General features: G+C 69.6%; 14 protein-coding genes. 6 read left to right on the top strand and 8 right to left on the bottom strand.

Annotated elements, in window-relative coordinates; all coding sequences use genetic code 11:
- Nucleotides 1-41: 41 nt before the first annotated feature.
- Nucleotides 42-992: a TIGR03621 family F420-dependent LLM class oxidoreductase gene (locus ACPCXD_RS07100; protein ID WP_160875961.1), complete on the bottom strand. Its 951-nt coding sequence runs from the start codon at nt 990-992 to the stop codon at nt 42-44.
- 125 nt (nt 993-1,117) lie between these two features.
- On the opposite strand from ACPCXD_RS07100, the gene ACPCXD_RS07095 reads away from it, so the two are divergent.
- Nucleotides 1,118-2,311, top strand: a complete 1,194-nt coding sequence (locus tag ACPCXD_RS07095; RefSeq protein WP_145691872.1) for an aminotransferase family protein — start codon at nt 1,118-1,120, stop codon at nt 2,309-2,311.
- Here ACPCXD_RS07095 and ACPCXD_RS07090 read toward each other — a convergent pair.
- Nucleotides 2,271-2,537, bottom strand: coding sequence for a hypothetical protein (locus ACPCXD_RS07090; protein ID WP_145691764.1), 267 nt, complete (start codon nt 2,535-2,537; stop codon nt 2,271-2,273). The genes ACPCXD_RS07095 and ACPCXD_RS07090 overlap by 41 nt on opposite strands.
- A gap of 102 nt (nt 2,538-2,639) precedes the next feature.
- On the opposite strand from ACPCXD_RS07090, the gene ACPCXD_RS07085 reads away from it, so the two are divergent.
- Nucleotides 2,640-3,350: a hypothetical protein gene (locus ACPCXD_RS07085; protein ID WP_016692718.1), complete on the top strand. Its 711-nt coding sequence runs from the start codon at nt 2,640-2,642 to the stop codon at nt 3,348-3,350.
- A gap of 68 nt (nt 3,351-3,418) precedes the next feature.
- Nucleotides 3,419-4,351 carry a hydrogen peroxide-inducible genes activator gene (locus tag ACPCXD_RS07080; RefSeq protein ID WP_016692719.1) on the top strand — a complete coding sequence of 311 codons (933 nt, stop codon included), beginning with the start codon at nt 3,419-3,421 and terminating at the stop codon, nt 4,349-4,351.
- 36 nt (nt 4,352-4,387) lie between these two features.
- Here the strand turns inward: ACPCXD_RS07080 and ACPCXD_RS07075 are convergent, their stop codons facing one another.
- The 4 genes from ACPCXD_RS07075 to ACPCXD_RS07060 form a co-directional block, all read right to left on the bottom strand.
- Nucleotides 4,388-5,155: a LysR family substrate-binding domain-containing protein gene (locus ACPCXD_RS07075; RefSeq protein ID WP_423659034.1), complete on the bottom strand. Its 768-nt coding sequence runs from the start codon at nt 5,153-5,155 to the stop codon at nt 4,388-4,390.
- A 41-nt stretch (nt 5,156-5,196) separates the two neighbouring features.
- The gene (locus tag ACPCXD_RS07070; RefSeq protein WP_160875965.1) at nt 5,197-7,701 is read right to left on the bottom strand and encodes a DEAD/DEAH box helicase; all 2,505 of its coding nucleotides are present in this window, start codon (nt 7,699-7,701) and stop codon (nt 5,197-5,199) included.
- Nucleotides 7,702-7,791: 90 nt separating this feature from the next.
- Nucleotides 7,792-8,829, bottom strand: a complete 1,038-nt coding sequence (locus tag ACPCXD_RS07065) for an alpha/beta fold hydrolase (protein WP_006551325.1) — start codon at nt 8,827-8,829, stop codon at nt 7,792-7,794.
- Nucleotides 8,830-9,003: 174 nt separating this feature from the next.
- Complete coding sequence (locus ACPCXD_RS07060; RefSeq protein WP_160875967.1) at nt 9,004-10,026, bottom strand: proteasome assembly chaperone family protein; 1,023 nt, start codon at nt 10,024-10,026, stop codon at nt 9,004-9,006.
- Nucleotides 10,027-10,173: 147 nt separating this feature from the next.
- Here ACPCXD_RS07060 and ACPCXD_RS07055 point away from each other — a divergent pair, with 147 nt between their 5' ends.
- Nucleotides 10,174-10,920: a hypothetical protein gene (locus tag ACPCXD_RS07055; protein WP_088898204.1), complete on the top strand. Its 747-nt coding sequence runs from the start codon at nt 10,174-10,176 to the stop codon at nt 10,918-10,920.
- 170 nt (nt 10,921-11,090) lie between these two features.
- Nucleotides 11,091-12,227 (top strand): DUF4192 domain-containing protein, encoded by a 1,137-nt coding sequence (locus ACPCXD_RS07050; protein WP_088898203.1) that lies wholly within the window; start codon nt 11,091-11,093, stop codon nt 12,225-12,227.
- Between the two features lie 19 nt (nt 12,228-12,246).
- On the opposite strand, the gene galE is transcribed toward ACPCXD_RS07050, so the two are convergent.
- Nucleotides 12,247-13,239, bottom strand: a complete 993-nt coding sequence (gene galE / locus ACPCXD_RS07045; RefSeq protein WP_172414945.1) for a UDP-glucose 4-epimerase GalE — start codon at nt 13,237-13,239, stop codon at nt 12,247-12,249.
- Nucleotides 13,240-13,284: 45 nt separating this feature from the next.
- Nucleotides 13,285-13,971, bottom strand: a complete 687-nt coding sequence (locus tag ACPCXD_RS07040; RefSeq protein WP_016692727.1) for an iron-dependent transcriptional repressor DtxR — start codon at nt 13,969-13,971, stop codon at nt 13,285-13,287.
- Nucleotides 13,972-14,075: 104 nt separating this feature from the next.
- On the opposite strand from ACPCXD_RS07040, the gene ACPCXD_RS07035 reads away from it, so the two are divergent.
- Entirely contained in the window at nt 14,076-15,347 is a 1,272-nt protein-coding gene (locus tag ACPCXD_RS07035) for an acetoin utilization protein AcuC (protein WP_026061234.1), read from the top strand.

Below are 15,347 nucleotides of genomic sequence, written 5' to 3'. Positions count from 1 at the left end.
CCCGGTCGGGGCCGGTCGGGGAGGGTAGACAGGCCCGGTGGTCAGCCCGCCAGGGCACGCACCCGGCCGATCACTTCACCGAAGATCTCCCGGTACGGGGCGTGGACCGTGAAGTGGGTGAACCCGTAGCGCTCCCGGCTGTGCAGGATCTGCCGGGCCATCTCGTCGACCGTACCGATCAGCACGAACGGCGAGTCGAGCAGGTCGTCGGCGCTCACGGTGTGCTCGAATCGCTCGGCGAGCGCGGCGGCGGTGCCCGCCCGATCATCGGTCTCGACGACCGCCTGGAGCAGGGTGTGCCACTCGATGTCCTCGACCCGGTCGCCGGCCCGTGCCCGCGCGAACGCGACACGGTCGTCGGCCTCGGCCGCGGTGGCGATTCGGAACGTCCCCGGTGGCCTCCCCGGGAGTTGGACGGCGCCGGCGACGCTCACGATGTCGGCGTGGGTGGCGGCGACGGCGAGGATCCGGTCGCCGGTGCCTCCGACGATCAGGGGCGGACCGTAGCCGCCGAATCCGCGCCGTTGCATCGGCCGGAGTACGGGCAGGTCGAACGCTTCGCGCAGCGCTGCCTGCTCGTCGAAGCCGGATCCGGTGAACGATCGCTGCAGTTCCTGCACGGTGGATTCGAGTCGCTCGGCGCGCTCGTCGAAGCGCTCCCAGTCGATCCCGGCCGCCTCGAACTCCCATCTCATGTGGCCTGCGCCGAGACCGACCTCGAGCCGGCCGCCGGTGAGCAGATCGGTGGTCGCGATCTCGCGGGCGAGCAGTGCCGGATTCCAGAAACCGACATTGAGCACCATCGTGCCGACCCGCAGACGCTCGGTGGCACCGGCGGCGGCGACCAGGACGGGGAACGGCGCGGGGACACCGAGATGGTCGGCCGCGTACACCGCGTCGAAGCCGGCGTCCTCGACGGCGCGGCACCAGCGAACGAACTCGTCGGGGGACCCGACCTCGAAGATGTTGACGGAGAAGCGGAACTCGGTCATGGCACCCAGGGTGGCGGGTTCGGGCCTCCGGCACCAGAGTCGTTTCCTCCGCATACGATGACGGGTGTCGTGATCGTCGTGGACGGGAGTTGGTCGTGGGTGCGTTGTGGCACGGATTCGCCGATATGGGCGCGATCGAACGGGACGGCGCATTCGTCGTGTCGCGCGGGGAAGGCGCGTACATCTGGGACGACGCCGGCAACCGCTACCTCGATGCCACCGCCGGACTGTGGTTCACCAATGTCGGTCACGGCCGTACCGAGATCGGCGACGCGATCGCAGCGCAGGTCGCCAAGCTCGCCCACTACTCGAACTTCGGCGATCTGACCTCCGAACCCACCGTCGAACTCGCCGAGCGTCTCGCGGGGATCGCCCCCGTTCCGGGCAGCAAGATCTTCTTCACCTCCGGTGGATCCGACTCCGTCGACTCGGCGGCCAAGCTCGCGCGGCGGTACTGGCAGGAGGTCGGGAAGCCCGGCAAGCGGCTGCTGGTCTCGCGCGAGAAGGCGTACCACGGCATGCACGTCGGTGGCACCTCGCTCGCCGGTATCCCCGTCAACGGTGAGGGCTACGGCCGCCTGTGGGAGGACACCGCGCGGGTTGCGTGGGACGACGCCAAGGCGCTGCTCGAACTCGTCGATTCGGTCGGTGCCGACTCCATCGCGGCCTTCTTCTGCGAACCCGTCATCGGTGCGGGCGGGGTGTACCTGCCGCCGGACGGCTATCTCGCCGAGATCCGCGACATCTGCCGCGAGCACGACATCCTGTTCGTCGTCGACGAGGTGGTCACCGGCTTCGGTCGTATCGGCGGTTCGTGGTTCGCGTCGTCGCGATTCGACCTGGATCCCGACATGGTCACCACCGCCAAGGGACTCACCTCCGGCTACCTGCCGATGGGCGCCCTGTTCGTCGCTCCGCGGGTCGCCGAACCGTTCTTCGCCGGCGGCGTGTGGTGGCGCCACGGATACACCTACGGCGGGCATGCTGCAGCCGCAGCGGCCGCGCTCGCCAACCTCGACATCATCGAGCGTGAGAATCTGCTCGCCGAGGCGGCGCGGATCGAGCGGACGCTGCACGAGAAGCTCGCTCCGCTGGCGGACCACCCGCGGGTGGCGGAGGTGCGCAGCGGCCTCGGTGCGGTGGCGGCCGTGCAGCTCGCCGATCCGTCCGAGGCGCTCGGTTTCGTGAAGACCCTGCGGCAGCACGGGATCTCGGGACGAGCGGCCGGTCAGGGCGCGATGCAGATCTCCCCGTCGTTCGTGATGACCGACGAGCAGATCACCGATCTCGCCGACGGAATCGCCGCAGCACTCGGCTGATCCGTTCCTTCGGCCCGGCCGGTACCTCGGCGAGGGGGAGTTCGGCGCTGCCGTCGCGTGCGGCGAGCGAACGCGCATAGCGTTCGTGCAGTACCGACCGCACCTCGTCGGGGCTGTAGTTCCGTCGTTGTCGCTCGTTGCGGGCAGTGACGGCACCGGTCGCCGCGACTCCCACGATCCCGGCGAGTCCGACGAGCTTCCACCACTTGCCACCGCGCAGTGTCATGCGGACGACCCTAGCGGCCGTCGCGGCCGTGCGGACGACCCCAGCGGCCCTCGGGGCCGTGCGGACGACCCCAGCGGCCGTCGGGCATGGCAGGCTCACGGCATGGACACTTCGTCGGCAGATCGGTCCGCCGGTGCGCGTTCGCGTCTCACCCTCGACGAGGCCGTGGCGACGACCCGCACGGGGGACCTGTGGATCTTCCGCGGCGCCACCCCGGCCGACCGGGCGATCCAGACGCTGACCAACGCGCCGGTGAACCACGTGGGGATGACGGTCGCGCTCGAGGACCTACCGCCGCTGATGTGGCACGCCGAGCTCGGACGCAGCCTCCCGGACATGTGGACGGGGCGGCACCAGCGCGGCGTGCAGCTGCACGACCTTCGTAGTGCGGTGCAGGTGTGGGCCGCTCGTTACGGACAGCGCGGCTGGTTGCGGCAGATCTCGGTGGCGGTCACCCCGGATCAGGAGGACCAGCTGCTGCGCACGATCGCGCGGCTCGACGGCACACCGTTCCCGTCGACGACGAAACTGACGGGGCGATGGTTCGCGGGTCGGCTCCCACGTCGCCGCCGTGCGGCCGTCCCGTCGGGTGGGCTCGAGAGCGCCTACTGCGCCGAGGTGGTCGGTCTGACCCTGGAGGAGATGGGATTGCTGCGGCAACGGCACCGGGGGAGCAACTGGTACGACCCCGGCCGGTTCTGGAGTGGCGATCGGCTGCCGCTCGCCCCCGGTGTGGAGTTCGGTGGCGAGATCGAGGTCGTGCTCGACGAGGACGACCTCGCTGCCGGCAAGGCGGCAGGCTCGACGTCGTAGGGCCCGCGGCCGGCGTAGTCCGATAGTTGCGAAAGGTAAAGGCGATAGGTCGCTCTACACTGATAGGCGTGAGCGATCAGAGCTACCAGCCCACCCTCTCGCAGCTGCGTGCCTTCGTCGCGGTGGCCACCTACCGCCACTTCGGCACGGCAGCAGCGCGACTCGAGGTCAGCCAGCCCACACTGTCCCAGGGCCTGGCGGCTCTCGAGAACGGCCTGGGCGTCCAGCTCATCGAGCGCAGCACCCGCCGTGTGCTCGTGACACCGGTGGGCGCACGCCTGCTTCCCTACGCGGAGGTGGTGCTCGACGCCGCCGACGGCTTCGTCGACGCGGCGGCAGGAGTGTCCGACGGGCTGTCGGGCCCGCTGCGGGTGGGCTTGATCCCCACCGTCGCGCCCTACGTCCTGCCCGAGATCCTGCCCGCCCTCGACGCAGCGATGCCGGCCCTGTCGCTGCAGGTCGTCGAGGACCAGACCGCCCGGCTCCTCGACGCACTGCGAGCCGGAACCCTCGACGTCGCCGTCCTCGCGCTGCCCGCCGACGTCTCGGGTGTGATCGAAGTTCCTCTGTACGACGAGGATTTCGTCCTCGTCCTGCCGACCGGACACGAACTCGCCGGGCGCACCGACCTCTCGGTGTCCGCACTCGACGACGCTCAACTGCTGCTGCTCGACGAAGGCCACTGCCTGCGCGACCAGACACTCGACCTGTGCCGGTCCGTCGACGCACGACCGGCACTCGGCGACACCCGCGCGACCTCCCTGTCCACCGTGGTGCGCTGCGTCGCAGGACGATTGGGCATCACCCTCGTCCCGGCCTCCGCGGTCGCCGTCGAAACCGCCAGGGGAGACCTCGAGGTCGCGCACTTCGCGGACCCGGCACCCGGCCGCCGGATCGGACTGGTGTTCCGCTCGTCGTCCCCGCGCGGAGTCGACTACCGCATCCTCGCCGAGACCATCCGTGGCTGCGTGCCGCCCACCTGCCGCCCCGTCGTCTCCTGACCACGACCCCGATCAGCGCCGACCGCGTCGTGTCGATCAGCGCTTACCGCGTCGGGGTTTTCCGGGGCGCTTCCGCGCGGACGCCCCCGCCCGGCGGGACGTCTTGGGTTCCGGCGCGCGGCGCTTGGGGGCCGAGCCCTTGCGTTCGCCACGACGCGAGGTGCCGCCCGACTCGCCTTCCGGCTCCGAATCACTGCGGCGTCCACGAGAACTGTTGGCCGTCCGCCCCCGGACGATCCCGACGAACTCGTCGACGAGATCGGTCGTCCGGTCGGTGATCCACACGAGACCCACCTGGGACGCCGGCGCGTCGACGACGGGACGGTAGGTCAGGTCGCGGCGGTGGTGCAGGCGGGCGAGCGATTGCGGCGTGACGAGCACACCCACCTCCGAGGCGACGTGCGAGATCGCGTCCTCGGTGGTCGCGGGCCGTTCGAAGGCCTCCTCACCGGGGAGGGCGACCCAGTCGAGCACGTCGTCGAGCGGATGCAGCACCGTCTCGTCGGCGAGGTCGGACACCGACACCTCGTCGACCGCCGCGAACACGTGCTCCTTGGGCACGACCACGACGGAGACCTCGGTGTAGAGCGGGATGACCGACAGGCCGTCCCGCTGCAGCGGCAGGCGCAGCAGCGCGATGTCGGCGACGTCCTCGCGCAGCGGATCCGCACCTGCCGTCGGTTCGACGGGGACCAGTTCGATCGGGACGTCCGGCATCCGTGCGTTCCACACCCGCACCCACTTCGCGGGGGTGACACCCGGGACGTAGGCCAAGCGGAAGGGTTGCACGGTCGGTTCGCTCACCGAGTCAGGCTACCGCTCCCGGGACCCGCCGCCTGCGACGATCAACCCTCGACGATCTCGAACTCATCGAACACCACTTCGCCGGCGGCATCGGACTCACCGAGATTCACCTCGCCGATCAACGCCCAGCCGTGATCCCCCTGCGGGTCGTGCAGGGTCTGACGCACCCGCCACAGTTCCGGACCCGTCTCGACGGTGAACAACAACGGCCCGCGCGCGTCGGGGCCGGTGCCGATCTCGTCGTACTCCTCGAAGTACAGCTCGAGCAGGTCCTCCCAGTCCTCGGCATCGAGACCGTCGCCGAGGGCCGCGAGTTCGTCCCAGCGTCGACGCGAGGCCAGCTCGACCCGCTTGAACATCGCGTTGCGGACCATGACCTTGAACGCACGGACGTTCGCGGACAACGGGCGAGGGGAGTCGGCGCCGAACGCGATCTGCTGCTCGTCGGATTCCGCCCCGGGGTGGGTCAGCGACTCCCACTCGTCGAGCAACGACGAGTCGACCTGGCGGATCAGCTCACCGAGCCACTCGATGATGTCCTCGAGGTCCTCCGTGCGCGCGGCGTCCGGCACCGTCTGCCGCAGCGCGCGGTAGGCGTCGGCGAGATAGCGCAGGACCAATCCCTCGGAGCGGGCCAGACCGTAGTGCGAGACCAGCTCGGAGAAGGTCATGCTGCGCTCGATCATGTCGCGCACCACCGACTTCGGGGACAGCGGGAACTCCGACACCCAGGGATGCCCACCCCGATACGTCTCGAAGGCCGGCTCGAGCAGTTCCACGAGCGGCTTGGGCCAGGTGATCTCCTCGAGCAGTTCCATCCGCTCGTCGTACTCGATGCCGTCGGCCTTCATCTGCGTGACGGCCTCACCGCGCGCGGCATGCTGCTGCGCCATGAGCACCTGACGCGGATCGTCGAGCGTCGACTCGATGACGGACACCACATCGAGTGCGTAGGTGGGGGAGTCGACGTCGAGCAGTTCGATCGCTGCGAGCGCGAACGGCGACAGCGGCTGGTTGAGCGCGAAGTCGCGTTGCAGGTCGACGGTGAGACGGGCCCGGCGCCCGAACTCGTCCGGCTCGTCGAGCTGCTGGACCACGCCCGCCTGCAGCAGCCCCCGGTACAGCGAGATCGCCTTGAGGATGTGCTTGCGCTGCGCCGGACGGGGTTCGTGGTTGTCCTCGAGCAGGTGCCGCATCGCGTCGAAGCAGTTGCCCGGTCGCGCAATGACGTTGAGCAGCATCGAGTTGCTCACCGAGAACCGCGACTGCAGCGGTTCGGGCGACGCCGCGATCAGCTTGTCGAAGGTGCCCTCACCCCACGAGACGAACCCTTCGGGTGCCTTCTTGCGCTGCACCTTCCGGCGCTTCTTCGGGTCGTCCCCGGCCTTGGCGAGGGCCCGGACGTTCTCGATCTCGTGCTCGGGGGCCTGCACGACGACCGTGCCCATCGTGTCGTATCCGGCGCGACCTGCACGACCGGCGATCTGGTGGAACTCGCGGGCCTTGAGCTGCCGGGTGCGGGTGCCGTCGAACTTCGTCAGGCCCGTGAGCAACACGGTGCGGATCGGGACGTTGATGCCGACGCCGAGCGTGTCGGTGCCGCAGATGACCTTCAGCAGCCCGTCCTGCGCGAGCTTCTCGATCAGGCGCCGGTACTTCGGCAGCATGCCCGCGTGGTGCACGCCGATACCGTGCCGGACGAGACGCGAGAGGGTCTTGCCGAAACCGGTGGAGAACCGGAAGTCGCCCAGCGCGGTGGCGATTGCCTCCTTCTCGGCCTTCGTGCACATGTTCACGCTGGTCAGGGCCTGGGCGCGCTCGAGGGCCGCGGCCTGGGTGAAGTGCACGACGTAGACGGGAGCCTGATGCGTGGTGACGAGCTCCTCGATCGCTTCCCCGATGGGCGCCTGCGAGTACGAGAAGGTCAGCGGGACCGGACGTTCGGAGCCCGAGACCTCCACCGTCGGCCGTCCGGTGCGCCGGGTCAGATCCTTCTGCAGGAAGGTCACGTCGCCGAGCGTCGCGGACATGAGCAGGAACTGTGCGTGCGGCAACTCGATGAGCGGAACCTGCCACGCCCACCCGCGGTCGGGTTCCGAATAGAAGTGGAACTCGTCCATCACGACCTGGCCGATGTCGGAGTCCGGTCCCTCGCGCAAGGCGAGATTCGCGACGATCTCGGCGGTCGCGCAGATGATCGGTGCTCCGGCGTTGACCGACGCGTCGCCGGTCATCATGCCGACCTTGTCGGCGCCGAAGACGTCGCACAGGGCGAAGAACTTCTCGCTCACCAGCGCCTTGATCGGGGCGGTGTAGAAGGTGCGCTTCCCCGCAGCGAGCGCGAAGAAGTGCGCGCCGAGCGCCACCATCGACTTACCCGAACCGGTGGGCGTGGCGAGGATGACGTTGGAGCCGGCGACGAGCTCCATGAGCGCTTCCTCCTGCGCCGGATACAGCGAGATGCCCCGATCCGTCGTCCAGGTGGTGAACGCGTCGAACAGCGCGTCGTCGTCGACGGGGTCGGGTATCAGATCGGGAAGCAGCACTTCTCCAGGCTAGTCGGAAGGACCCGACCCACCGGAGCGGGTCGCGCGGCGCTGCAGGAGCGCAGTCGGTGGCCCTGGGTCGAGTTCAGGTCAGGTGGCGCTGCGCTCGTCCGAACCCATCGCGCCGAGCACCGCCATGCGGGTCTCCGGGCCACCGCTGATCTGCGACTCGCTCACGCCCGACACGAGGAGCCGGCGCCAGCGGTCGAGGTCGAACTCCAGGGGAGCGGTGGTCTCCAGGAAGTTCTCGACCACCCGCAGGAAGCGCAGCGGGTCGTCGCGGAACGGGAAGTGGCCGGAGCCCCGGAAGATCTCGAGACGTGAACCGGGCATGGCCGAATGCGCGAGATAGGCGTGGGCGATGGGGATGACGCTGTCGTGATCGCCCCAGATGAGCTGGACGGGAAGGTTCTCCGTCAGATAACAGCGGTCGAGCATGGTCACCACCTGACCACGCCAGTCGACCACCGCGCGCAGCGTGCGCAAATACGCTTCGTAGGCCGTGGGGTCGGGGAGGTTCCCCAGCACGCGCACCAGATCCGAGGTGTCGTGCAGCAGGGCACCGGGCCTCAGTGGCGATCCGTTGACCCGGTTCAGCATCGCGCCGGCAGCGCGCAGGACGGGCATCGCCCCGGGCAGTCGCAGGACCCGCAGCGCTTCGCTGACGATCGGCACCGAGATCAGCCGCAGGGCAAGATGGACGTCCTTGGTGACCCCGCCGGACGCGACGAGCACCAGACGCTCGACCATGTGCGGGAACTGGTAGGCGAACTGCATCGCCACCCCGCCGCCGAGCGAATGGCCGATCACCGTGACCGATTCGATCCCGAGGACCGACAGCAGGTCGCGCATACCGTTCGCGTAGGCGGCCACCGAGTAGTCGGCCCGCGGCTTGTCGGATCGACCGTGCCCGAGCAGGTCGGGGGCGATCACGGTGTACTTCTCCGCCAGGTGCGGGATCACGTCCTGCCAGGTCGACGAGTCGTCACCGATTCCGTGTACGAGCAGCAGTGCGGGACCGCTTCCGGCCAGGCGGAACGCGCGTCGGTAACCGTGGATCGTGCGGAACACGATGCGGGGTTCGTTGTCCGGAACCGGGCGGAGCGTCCGGGCGCGCGGTGGAACCATGAGCGTCTCCTGCGACGTCGGTGATCGCGTGGTGGTAGTCAGGCTGCCCGACCCGTGGCCGAGAACCGGACACAACTACCACTGTGGCATGTCGCCGAAGCGTACATGTCTGTATGTGACGTCGACAACGACGATTGTGATGATCATGAAACATCCGGCGAACCCGCCGTGGTGTCAACGCGGAGCGGAATCGTCCCCGTCGTCCGGGTCGAACTCGCCGAATCCGCCGTCGCCGGTTCTTCCGTCGTCCGGACCGGGGAGATCGCCGCCGGGACCGGCGCCGCGCCGGTCGTATTCGGCGAGGAACCGCTCGAACTCCGCCCCGATCTCCTCACCCGTCGGCAGACTCTCGTCGGTCGGCAGGGGAGAGGTCTGCTGTTCCTGGGCGGCGACGTAGCTGTCGTATTGCCGCTCGAGCGCGTGCACCACGCCGAGGACCTCGGCATTGTCCTCGATGTGCTCGTCGATCTGCTCCCGCACCCGCGCCGCGGCCTCACCGAGCGCCTGCAGAGACAGCTCGAGGCCGCCGACCTCTGCGACGTTCGTCAGCAGCGTCTCGGCGGCCGCCGGATAGTCGGTCTGGGCGAGATAGTGCGGCACGTGCACGGAGAAGCCTACGGACTCGTGCCCGTGCTGGCCCATGCGGTATTCGAGCAGCGACGACACTCCCGCGGGCACCTGGAGCTCGCCCGACCAACGGTGGTGCCCCGCGATGAGGTCCTTGTTCGTCGAGTGCGCGGTGACCGCCAACGGCCGGGTGTGCGGGATCGCCATGGGGATCGCGTTGAGTCCGATGGTCCGCCGCACCCCGAACTGCTCGGCGAGCAACCGCACCGCGGTGATGAAACGCTCCCACTTCAGATCCGGCTCAGCACCCGCGAGCAGTAGGAACGGGGTGCCGGCCTCATCGATGAGCGCGTACAGGTTCAGTTCGGGCTCGGCGTAGTCCGAGAAGTGGTCGGCCTTGAACGTCATGAGCGGCCGACGCGACCGGTAGTCGATCAGTTCGTCGACGGCGAACGACGCGACGAGTTCGGTCTCCAAGTTCTCGCGCAGGTGCGTGGTCGCCAGGCGCACCGCGTGTCCCGCGTCGGCGAACCCTTCGAGACCGTGCACGAGGACGGGCCCCTCACCGTCCGGGGAGGTGAGCTGCGGAGCCGGGAATTCCAGCTCGTACATGCGGGACTGCTCGTCCATCTGCGAACCACTCCGATCACACTCAGTCTCGGCATCTCCGCCGGGGTCACCCGACGTGGCATGGTGGTGTTCGAGTCTAATTGACGCCACGACGACCGATTCCGGGGCGCACACCCTGCCCGACGTCGACGACCGAGGGAGGTTCGGATGACCCGACGCGATACTCGTCCGAGGCGCCGCGCATCGGCCGGCCGGAGCGTGGTGGCGGCCGCGTGCCTGATGCTCGCATCCGCCTGCTCCCAGACCGTCTCCGGCGACCCCCGGCCCGAACCGGCAGCCCTGACAGGAACCGCGTCCGCGCCTGCGCCTGCGCCCGCGATCGTCCGGGCACCGGGCGAACTGGTGCTTCCCCCCGAACGGTTTCCCGAACCGTACGTCGCGGTGGTCCTCCCACCGGAGGCGGTGGCGCAGGCGGCGCCCGACCTGACCGGGATCCAGCCCGGCTCGAGGGTCGATCCGGGCGGATGTCTGCCGCCCGCGCAGGATTACGGCCCCGAGAGCACCGCCATGGTGGTCGGTACCGACAACGCCAGTCGCGCGACGATCAGCGTCGAGGTCACCCGGCCTGCTCCGGACCTCGCCGAGTACCGCACCTATCTGACGGAATGCTCGCAGGTGGACGCCACCGTGCGGGGCATCACCTCGACCGTCTCGACCGTCCTGGGCGACGATCCCGCTGCGCCCCTCGACGGAGCCGGGACGCTGGCCCTGACCCGCACGGTCGACTCCGGTCGGGGATCGGGCGGCATGACCCAGTCGATGGCCACGCGGATCGCGCAGATCGAGGACGTGCGTGTGACGGTCACGTACATGTCCTTCGATGCGGCGGCGCCCGACACCGACAATCTCGACCGCGTGTTCCGGGAGGCCGTCGACTTCGCCGCCCGTCCCTGACGGGGGCCGGGCGCGCACCCTAACAGCGCCTGCCGACGGGATCGCCCGTCCGGCATCCGATCGCGGTGCCGCTCGCGGAGTTGTCCACAGCCGGCCGGTTCATCCCCAGAAGACCCCGGAACGGCCTCCGGCGCCGCTTGTCGTTCGGACCGATGGGCCACGGTCGGCGCATGACAACTTCCACGCCTTCGTCGTCGCATCCGCTCCGTCTCACCGATGTCGGTGACGTCATCGCTGCCCTGCCCGCACTGATGGGCTTCCCGCCGACGCGCTCGATCGTCGTGATGTGCCTGACCCCGACCGGAGACGCCCCGACCCGCCCGAACGGCAGGGTGGCGAGCATCGGCGCGGTGATGCGACACGACCTCGTCCTGCCCCGGCCGGGGGAACCCGTCCCCGAGCTCATGCGCGCGGCGTTCCGGCGCTTCTGCGCCGTCTGTGCCCGCGAGGGCGCGGAATCGGTGGTGGCCGTTCTCGTCGACGACGATCTCGCCGACCGGCACGATCCGGTGATCGCCGACCTGTGCAGGCTCGTCGACGACTTCGCCGATCATCTCGACGCCGTCGGCATCGACCTGGCGGGGGTGTACGCGCTTCCGGAGATCACCGGCGGAGCGACCTGGTTCGTGCCCGGCCAGGACATCACCGGCAGGGTGGCCGATCCCGGGTCCTCGGTGGTCGCGGCGGCCCGGGTGTTCGAGGGCAGCCCGATCCGCGGCTCCCGCACCGAACTCGCCGCGCTGCTCGCGCCGTATCCGCCGGCGGTGCGGCAGGAGGTCGCGCGGTGCATCGACGAGGTCGTCGAGACCCGCGACCGCGAGTACGAACGCTGTGCCCGTGAGGGCGGCGGCGAACGCGCCGACCGTCTCGAACTCGAGACCGTGCTCGCGCACATCGAGACGTACGCCGCCGGAACGGATCCCAGCGCGTCCGACATCGCCGAGCTGGCCGTCCTGCTCGCCAACCGCACGGTGCGGGACGCCGCCATGGGACTCGCGACCGGACCGCTCGCGCGGCCGGCGGAGCGTCTGTGGACCGAGCTCGCTCGAGCTCTGCCCGATCCCGAGCGGGCCGATGCCGCCGCGCTCGTCGGCTTCGGTGCCTACGTGCGCGGCGACGGTCCGCTCGCCGGGGTTGCGCTCGCAGCGGCCCTCGAATCCGATCCCCGCCACCGGCTTTCGGATCTGCTCGACCAGGCCCTGCAGGCGGGACTGCGTCCCGAGTCGATCCGCGGCCTCGCGGAGACCGGACACGAGATCGCGGCGCGGCTGGGACTCGAACTGCCGCGCGGCGACGAACCGTCCTGAACCGGAGTGGTGCGCTCGATCAGCGTCGAGCGGCGTGCAGACGGTCGCCGAGGGACCGGGTGAACTCCCACGCATCGGAGACGATCTCGTCGAGATCGGTGTGCTGGGGGTTCCATCCGAGCTCGGAGATCGCGCGGCTGCTCGAGGCGATGAGCACGGCCGGATCACCGGCGCGGCGCGGCGCGTCGACCGCAGCGATCGGGAGGCCCGTGACCCGCTCGCACGCCGAGATGACCTCGCGGACGGTGAAACCCTCTCCGCTTCCGAGGTTGTAGATGCCGTGGCGGCCGGGCTCGGACTTCGTCAGTGCCAGTACGTGGGCGTCGGCGAGATCCTTGACGTGGATGTAGTCGCGCACCGCGGTGCCGTCCTTGGTCGGCCAGTCGGTGCCGAAGACCGAGATGTGATCGCGCACACCGAGAGCGACCTGCAGTACCAGCGGGATCAGATGCGTCTCGACGACCCGGTTCTCCCCGGCACCGCCGTAGGCGCCGGCGACGTTGAAGTACCGCAGGCTCGTCGCCGCGAGACCGTGGGCGTGCGCGTACGACGAGATCGCGTGATCGATGGCGAGCTTCGACGCACCGTACGGGTTGGTCGGCCGGGTGGGTGCGTCCTCGGTGATCGGCACGCTCTCGGGTTCGCCGTAGGTCGCGGCGGTGGAGGAGAACACCAACCGCGGGGTGCCCGAGCGGCGGATGGCCTCGAGCAGGGCGAGGGTGGTCACCACGTTGCCCTGCCAGTACTTCTCGGGGAACTCCACCGACTCGCCGACCAGCGACTGTGCACCGAAGTGGAGGACGCCGTCGAAACGGGATCCGGAGAGCAGTTCGTCGGCGACGGCCGCGATGTCGCCCTCGACGAACTCGGCACCGGTGGGCACCGCCCCGGCGTTGCCGGTGGACAGGTCGTCGACGACCACGACGTCGTGGCCCTGCTCGAGCAACACGGTCGTGCACACGCTGCCCACATAGCCGGCGCCGCCGGTCACCAGAAGTCTCACGCTGGACATCCCCTTTTCGCATGCCCGTACCGGACATGCGAAAAGGGGTCTGGGTCAGACCTGCTTCACCTGCACGGCGTGGGCCATCTCGTCGGAAAGCTCGAAGCTGTCGTGACCGGCCACGGTGATGGACACCGAGCCCGGTCGCGTCTCGACTGTAACCCGCGCGTCGGGGACCACACCGGCCTCACGCAGCCGCGCGATGACCTCGGGGTCGGACTGGACGTACTCCGCGAGCCGGCGCACCACGACCGCGGTCGGCTTGCCGTGCGGGATCTCCGTCAACCGCACCAGCTTCTCGTCGAGGACCGCCGTGCGGTCGAGACCGAGCTGGGCCAGTCCCGGGATCGGGTTGCCGTAGGGGGAGGTGGTCGGGTTGTTGAGCACCTCCACGAGGCGGCGCTCGACCTCCTCGCTCATCACGTGTTCCCAGCGGCACGCCTCGGCGTGCACGTTCTCCCAGTCGAGACCGATCACGTCCACGAGAAGCCGTTCCGCGAGCCGGTGCTTGCGCATGACCGAGACCGCGAGGTCGCGGCCCTTCTCGGTGAGCTGCAGGTGGCGGTCGCCGGCGACCCGGAGCAGGCCGTCGCGTTCCATACGGGCCACGGTCTGGCTGACCGTCGGTCCGCTCTGTTCGAGGCGCTCGGCGATACGCGCGCGCAGCGGCACCACGCCTTCCTCTTCCAAGTCGTAGATGGTCCGGAGATACATCTCCGTTGTATCGACCAGGTCCTTCACTCTCACACCCCTTCGTCTGGGCCGATTCTAACCGTGCGAACAGGACGGTGGGGGCGCCCTCCGAGGCTCGCATGTCCGTGGGTGGACCAGTAGCGTCTGTGTCCATGACCACGAGCTCCACCGCGGCGGGCGGTACGACACAGCTGAGCGGCGATCGGATAGTGGTGTGGAGCCCCGACTACCTCGATTACCGGTGGGGTCCGACACATCCGATGAATCCCACGCGCCTCGATCTCACCATGGCGCTGTCCCGCAGTCTCGGTCTCCTCGAAGGTGTCGAGACGGTCCGCCCGTCCCCTGCGGACGACACCGATCTGCTGCGCATCCATACCGCCTCCTACGTCGACGCGGTCAAGCGCGCGGGCTCCGCCCCCGAGGGAGCGGCGCCTCCGGCCGACGCGCCCCACGGTCTCGGCACCGAGGACAACCCGATCTTCCCCCGCATGCACGAGGCCAGCGCGACGCTCGCCGGGGGGACCCTCGCAGCCGCACGCGAGATCGCGAGCGGCCGGGCCCGCCGCGCGGTGAGCATCGGGGGCGGGATGCATCACGCGATGGCCGACTGGGCTGCCGGATTCTGCGTCTACAACGACGCCGCCATCGCGATCTCGTGGCTGCTCGACCACGGCTACGACCGCATCGCCTACATCGATGTCGACGCCCACCACGGCGACGGTGTGCAGCACGCCTTCCTCGGCGATCCCCGCGTCCTGACCATCTCCCTGCACCAGCATCCCGCGACGTTGTGGCCCAACACCGGCTGGTCCAGCGAGGTCGGTTCGGGTCCGGCCGAGGGCACCGCGATCAATCTGCCGGTGCTGCCGGGCACCGTGGACGCGTTGTGGTTGCGCGCCTTCCACGCCGTCGTACCGGGCGCGGTCGCGGCGTTCCGCCCCCAGATCCTCATCAGCCAATGCGGTGCCGACAGCCACCGCGAGGACCCCCTGGCCGACCTCTCCCTGACCGTCGACGGCCAGCGCGCGTCGTATCTCGCGATGCGCGATCTCGCCGACCGCTACTGCGAGGGCCGCTGGCTCGCCGTGGGCGGCGGCGGTTACGGCCTCGTGCGGGTGGTGCCCCGGGCGTGGACCCACCTGATCGCCGCGGCGTTGGACCGCGAGATCGACCTGAGCACCCCCGTCCCGGCGGACTGGAGCGAGCGCGTCGGCGCTCTCGCTCCGAGCGTCGAACTGCCCACCGTCATGGGGGAGGGCTCCGACGTCTCGTACCTGCCGTGGGACGGACCCGGCGGCACACCGGAGACGGGCATTGCGTCCCTGGACCGTGCACTGACCCGCATCGATTCGGCGATCATCGCCACGAGGCGGGCGGCCTTCCCGCTGCTCGGCCTGGACCCGGAGGATCCCCGTGACTGA

The organism is Rhodococcus sp. AB351 (assembly GCF_049538275.1).
Classification (GTDB): Bacteria; Actinomycetota; Actinomycetes; order Mycobacteriales; family Mycobacteriaceae; genus Rhodococcus.
The sequence above is the reverse complement of the archived record's forward strand: the minus strand, read 5'-3'. Positions and strand labels throughout refer to the sequence as shown.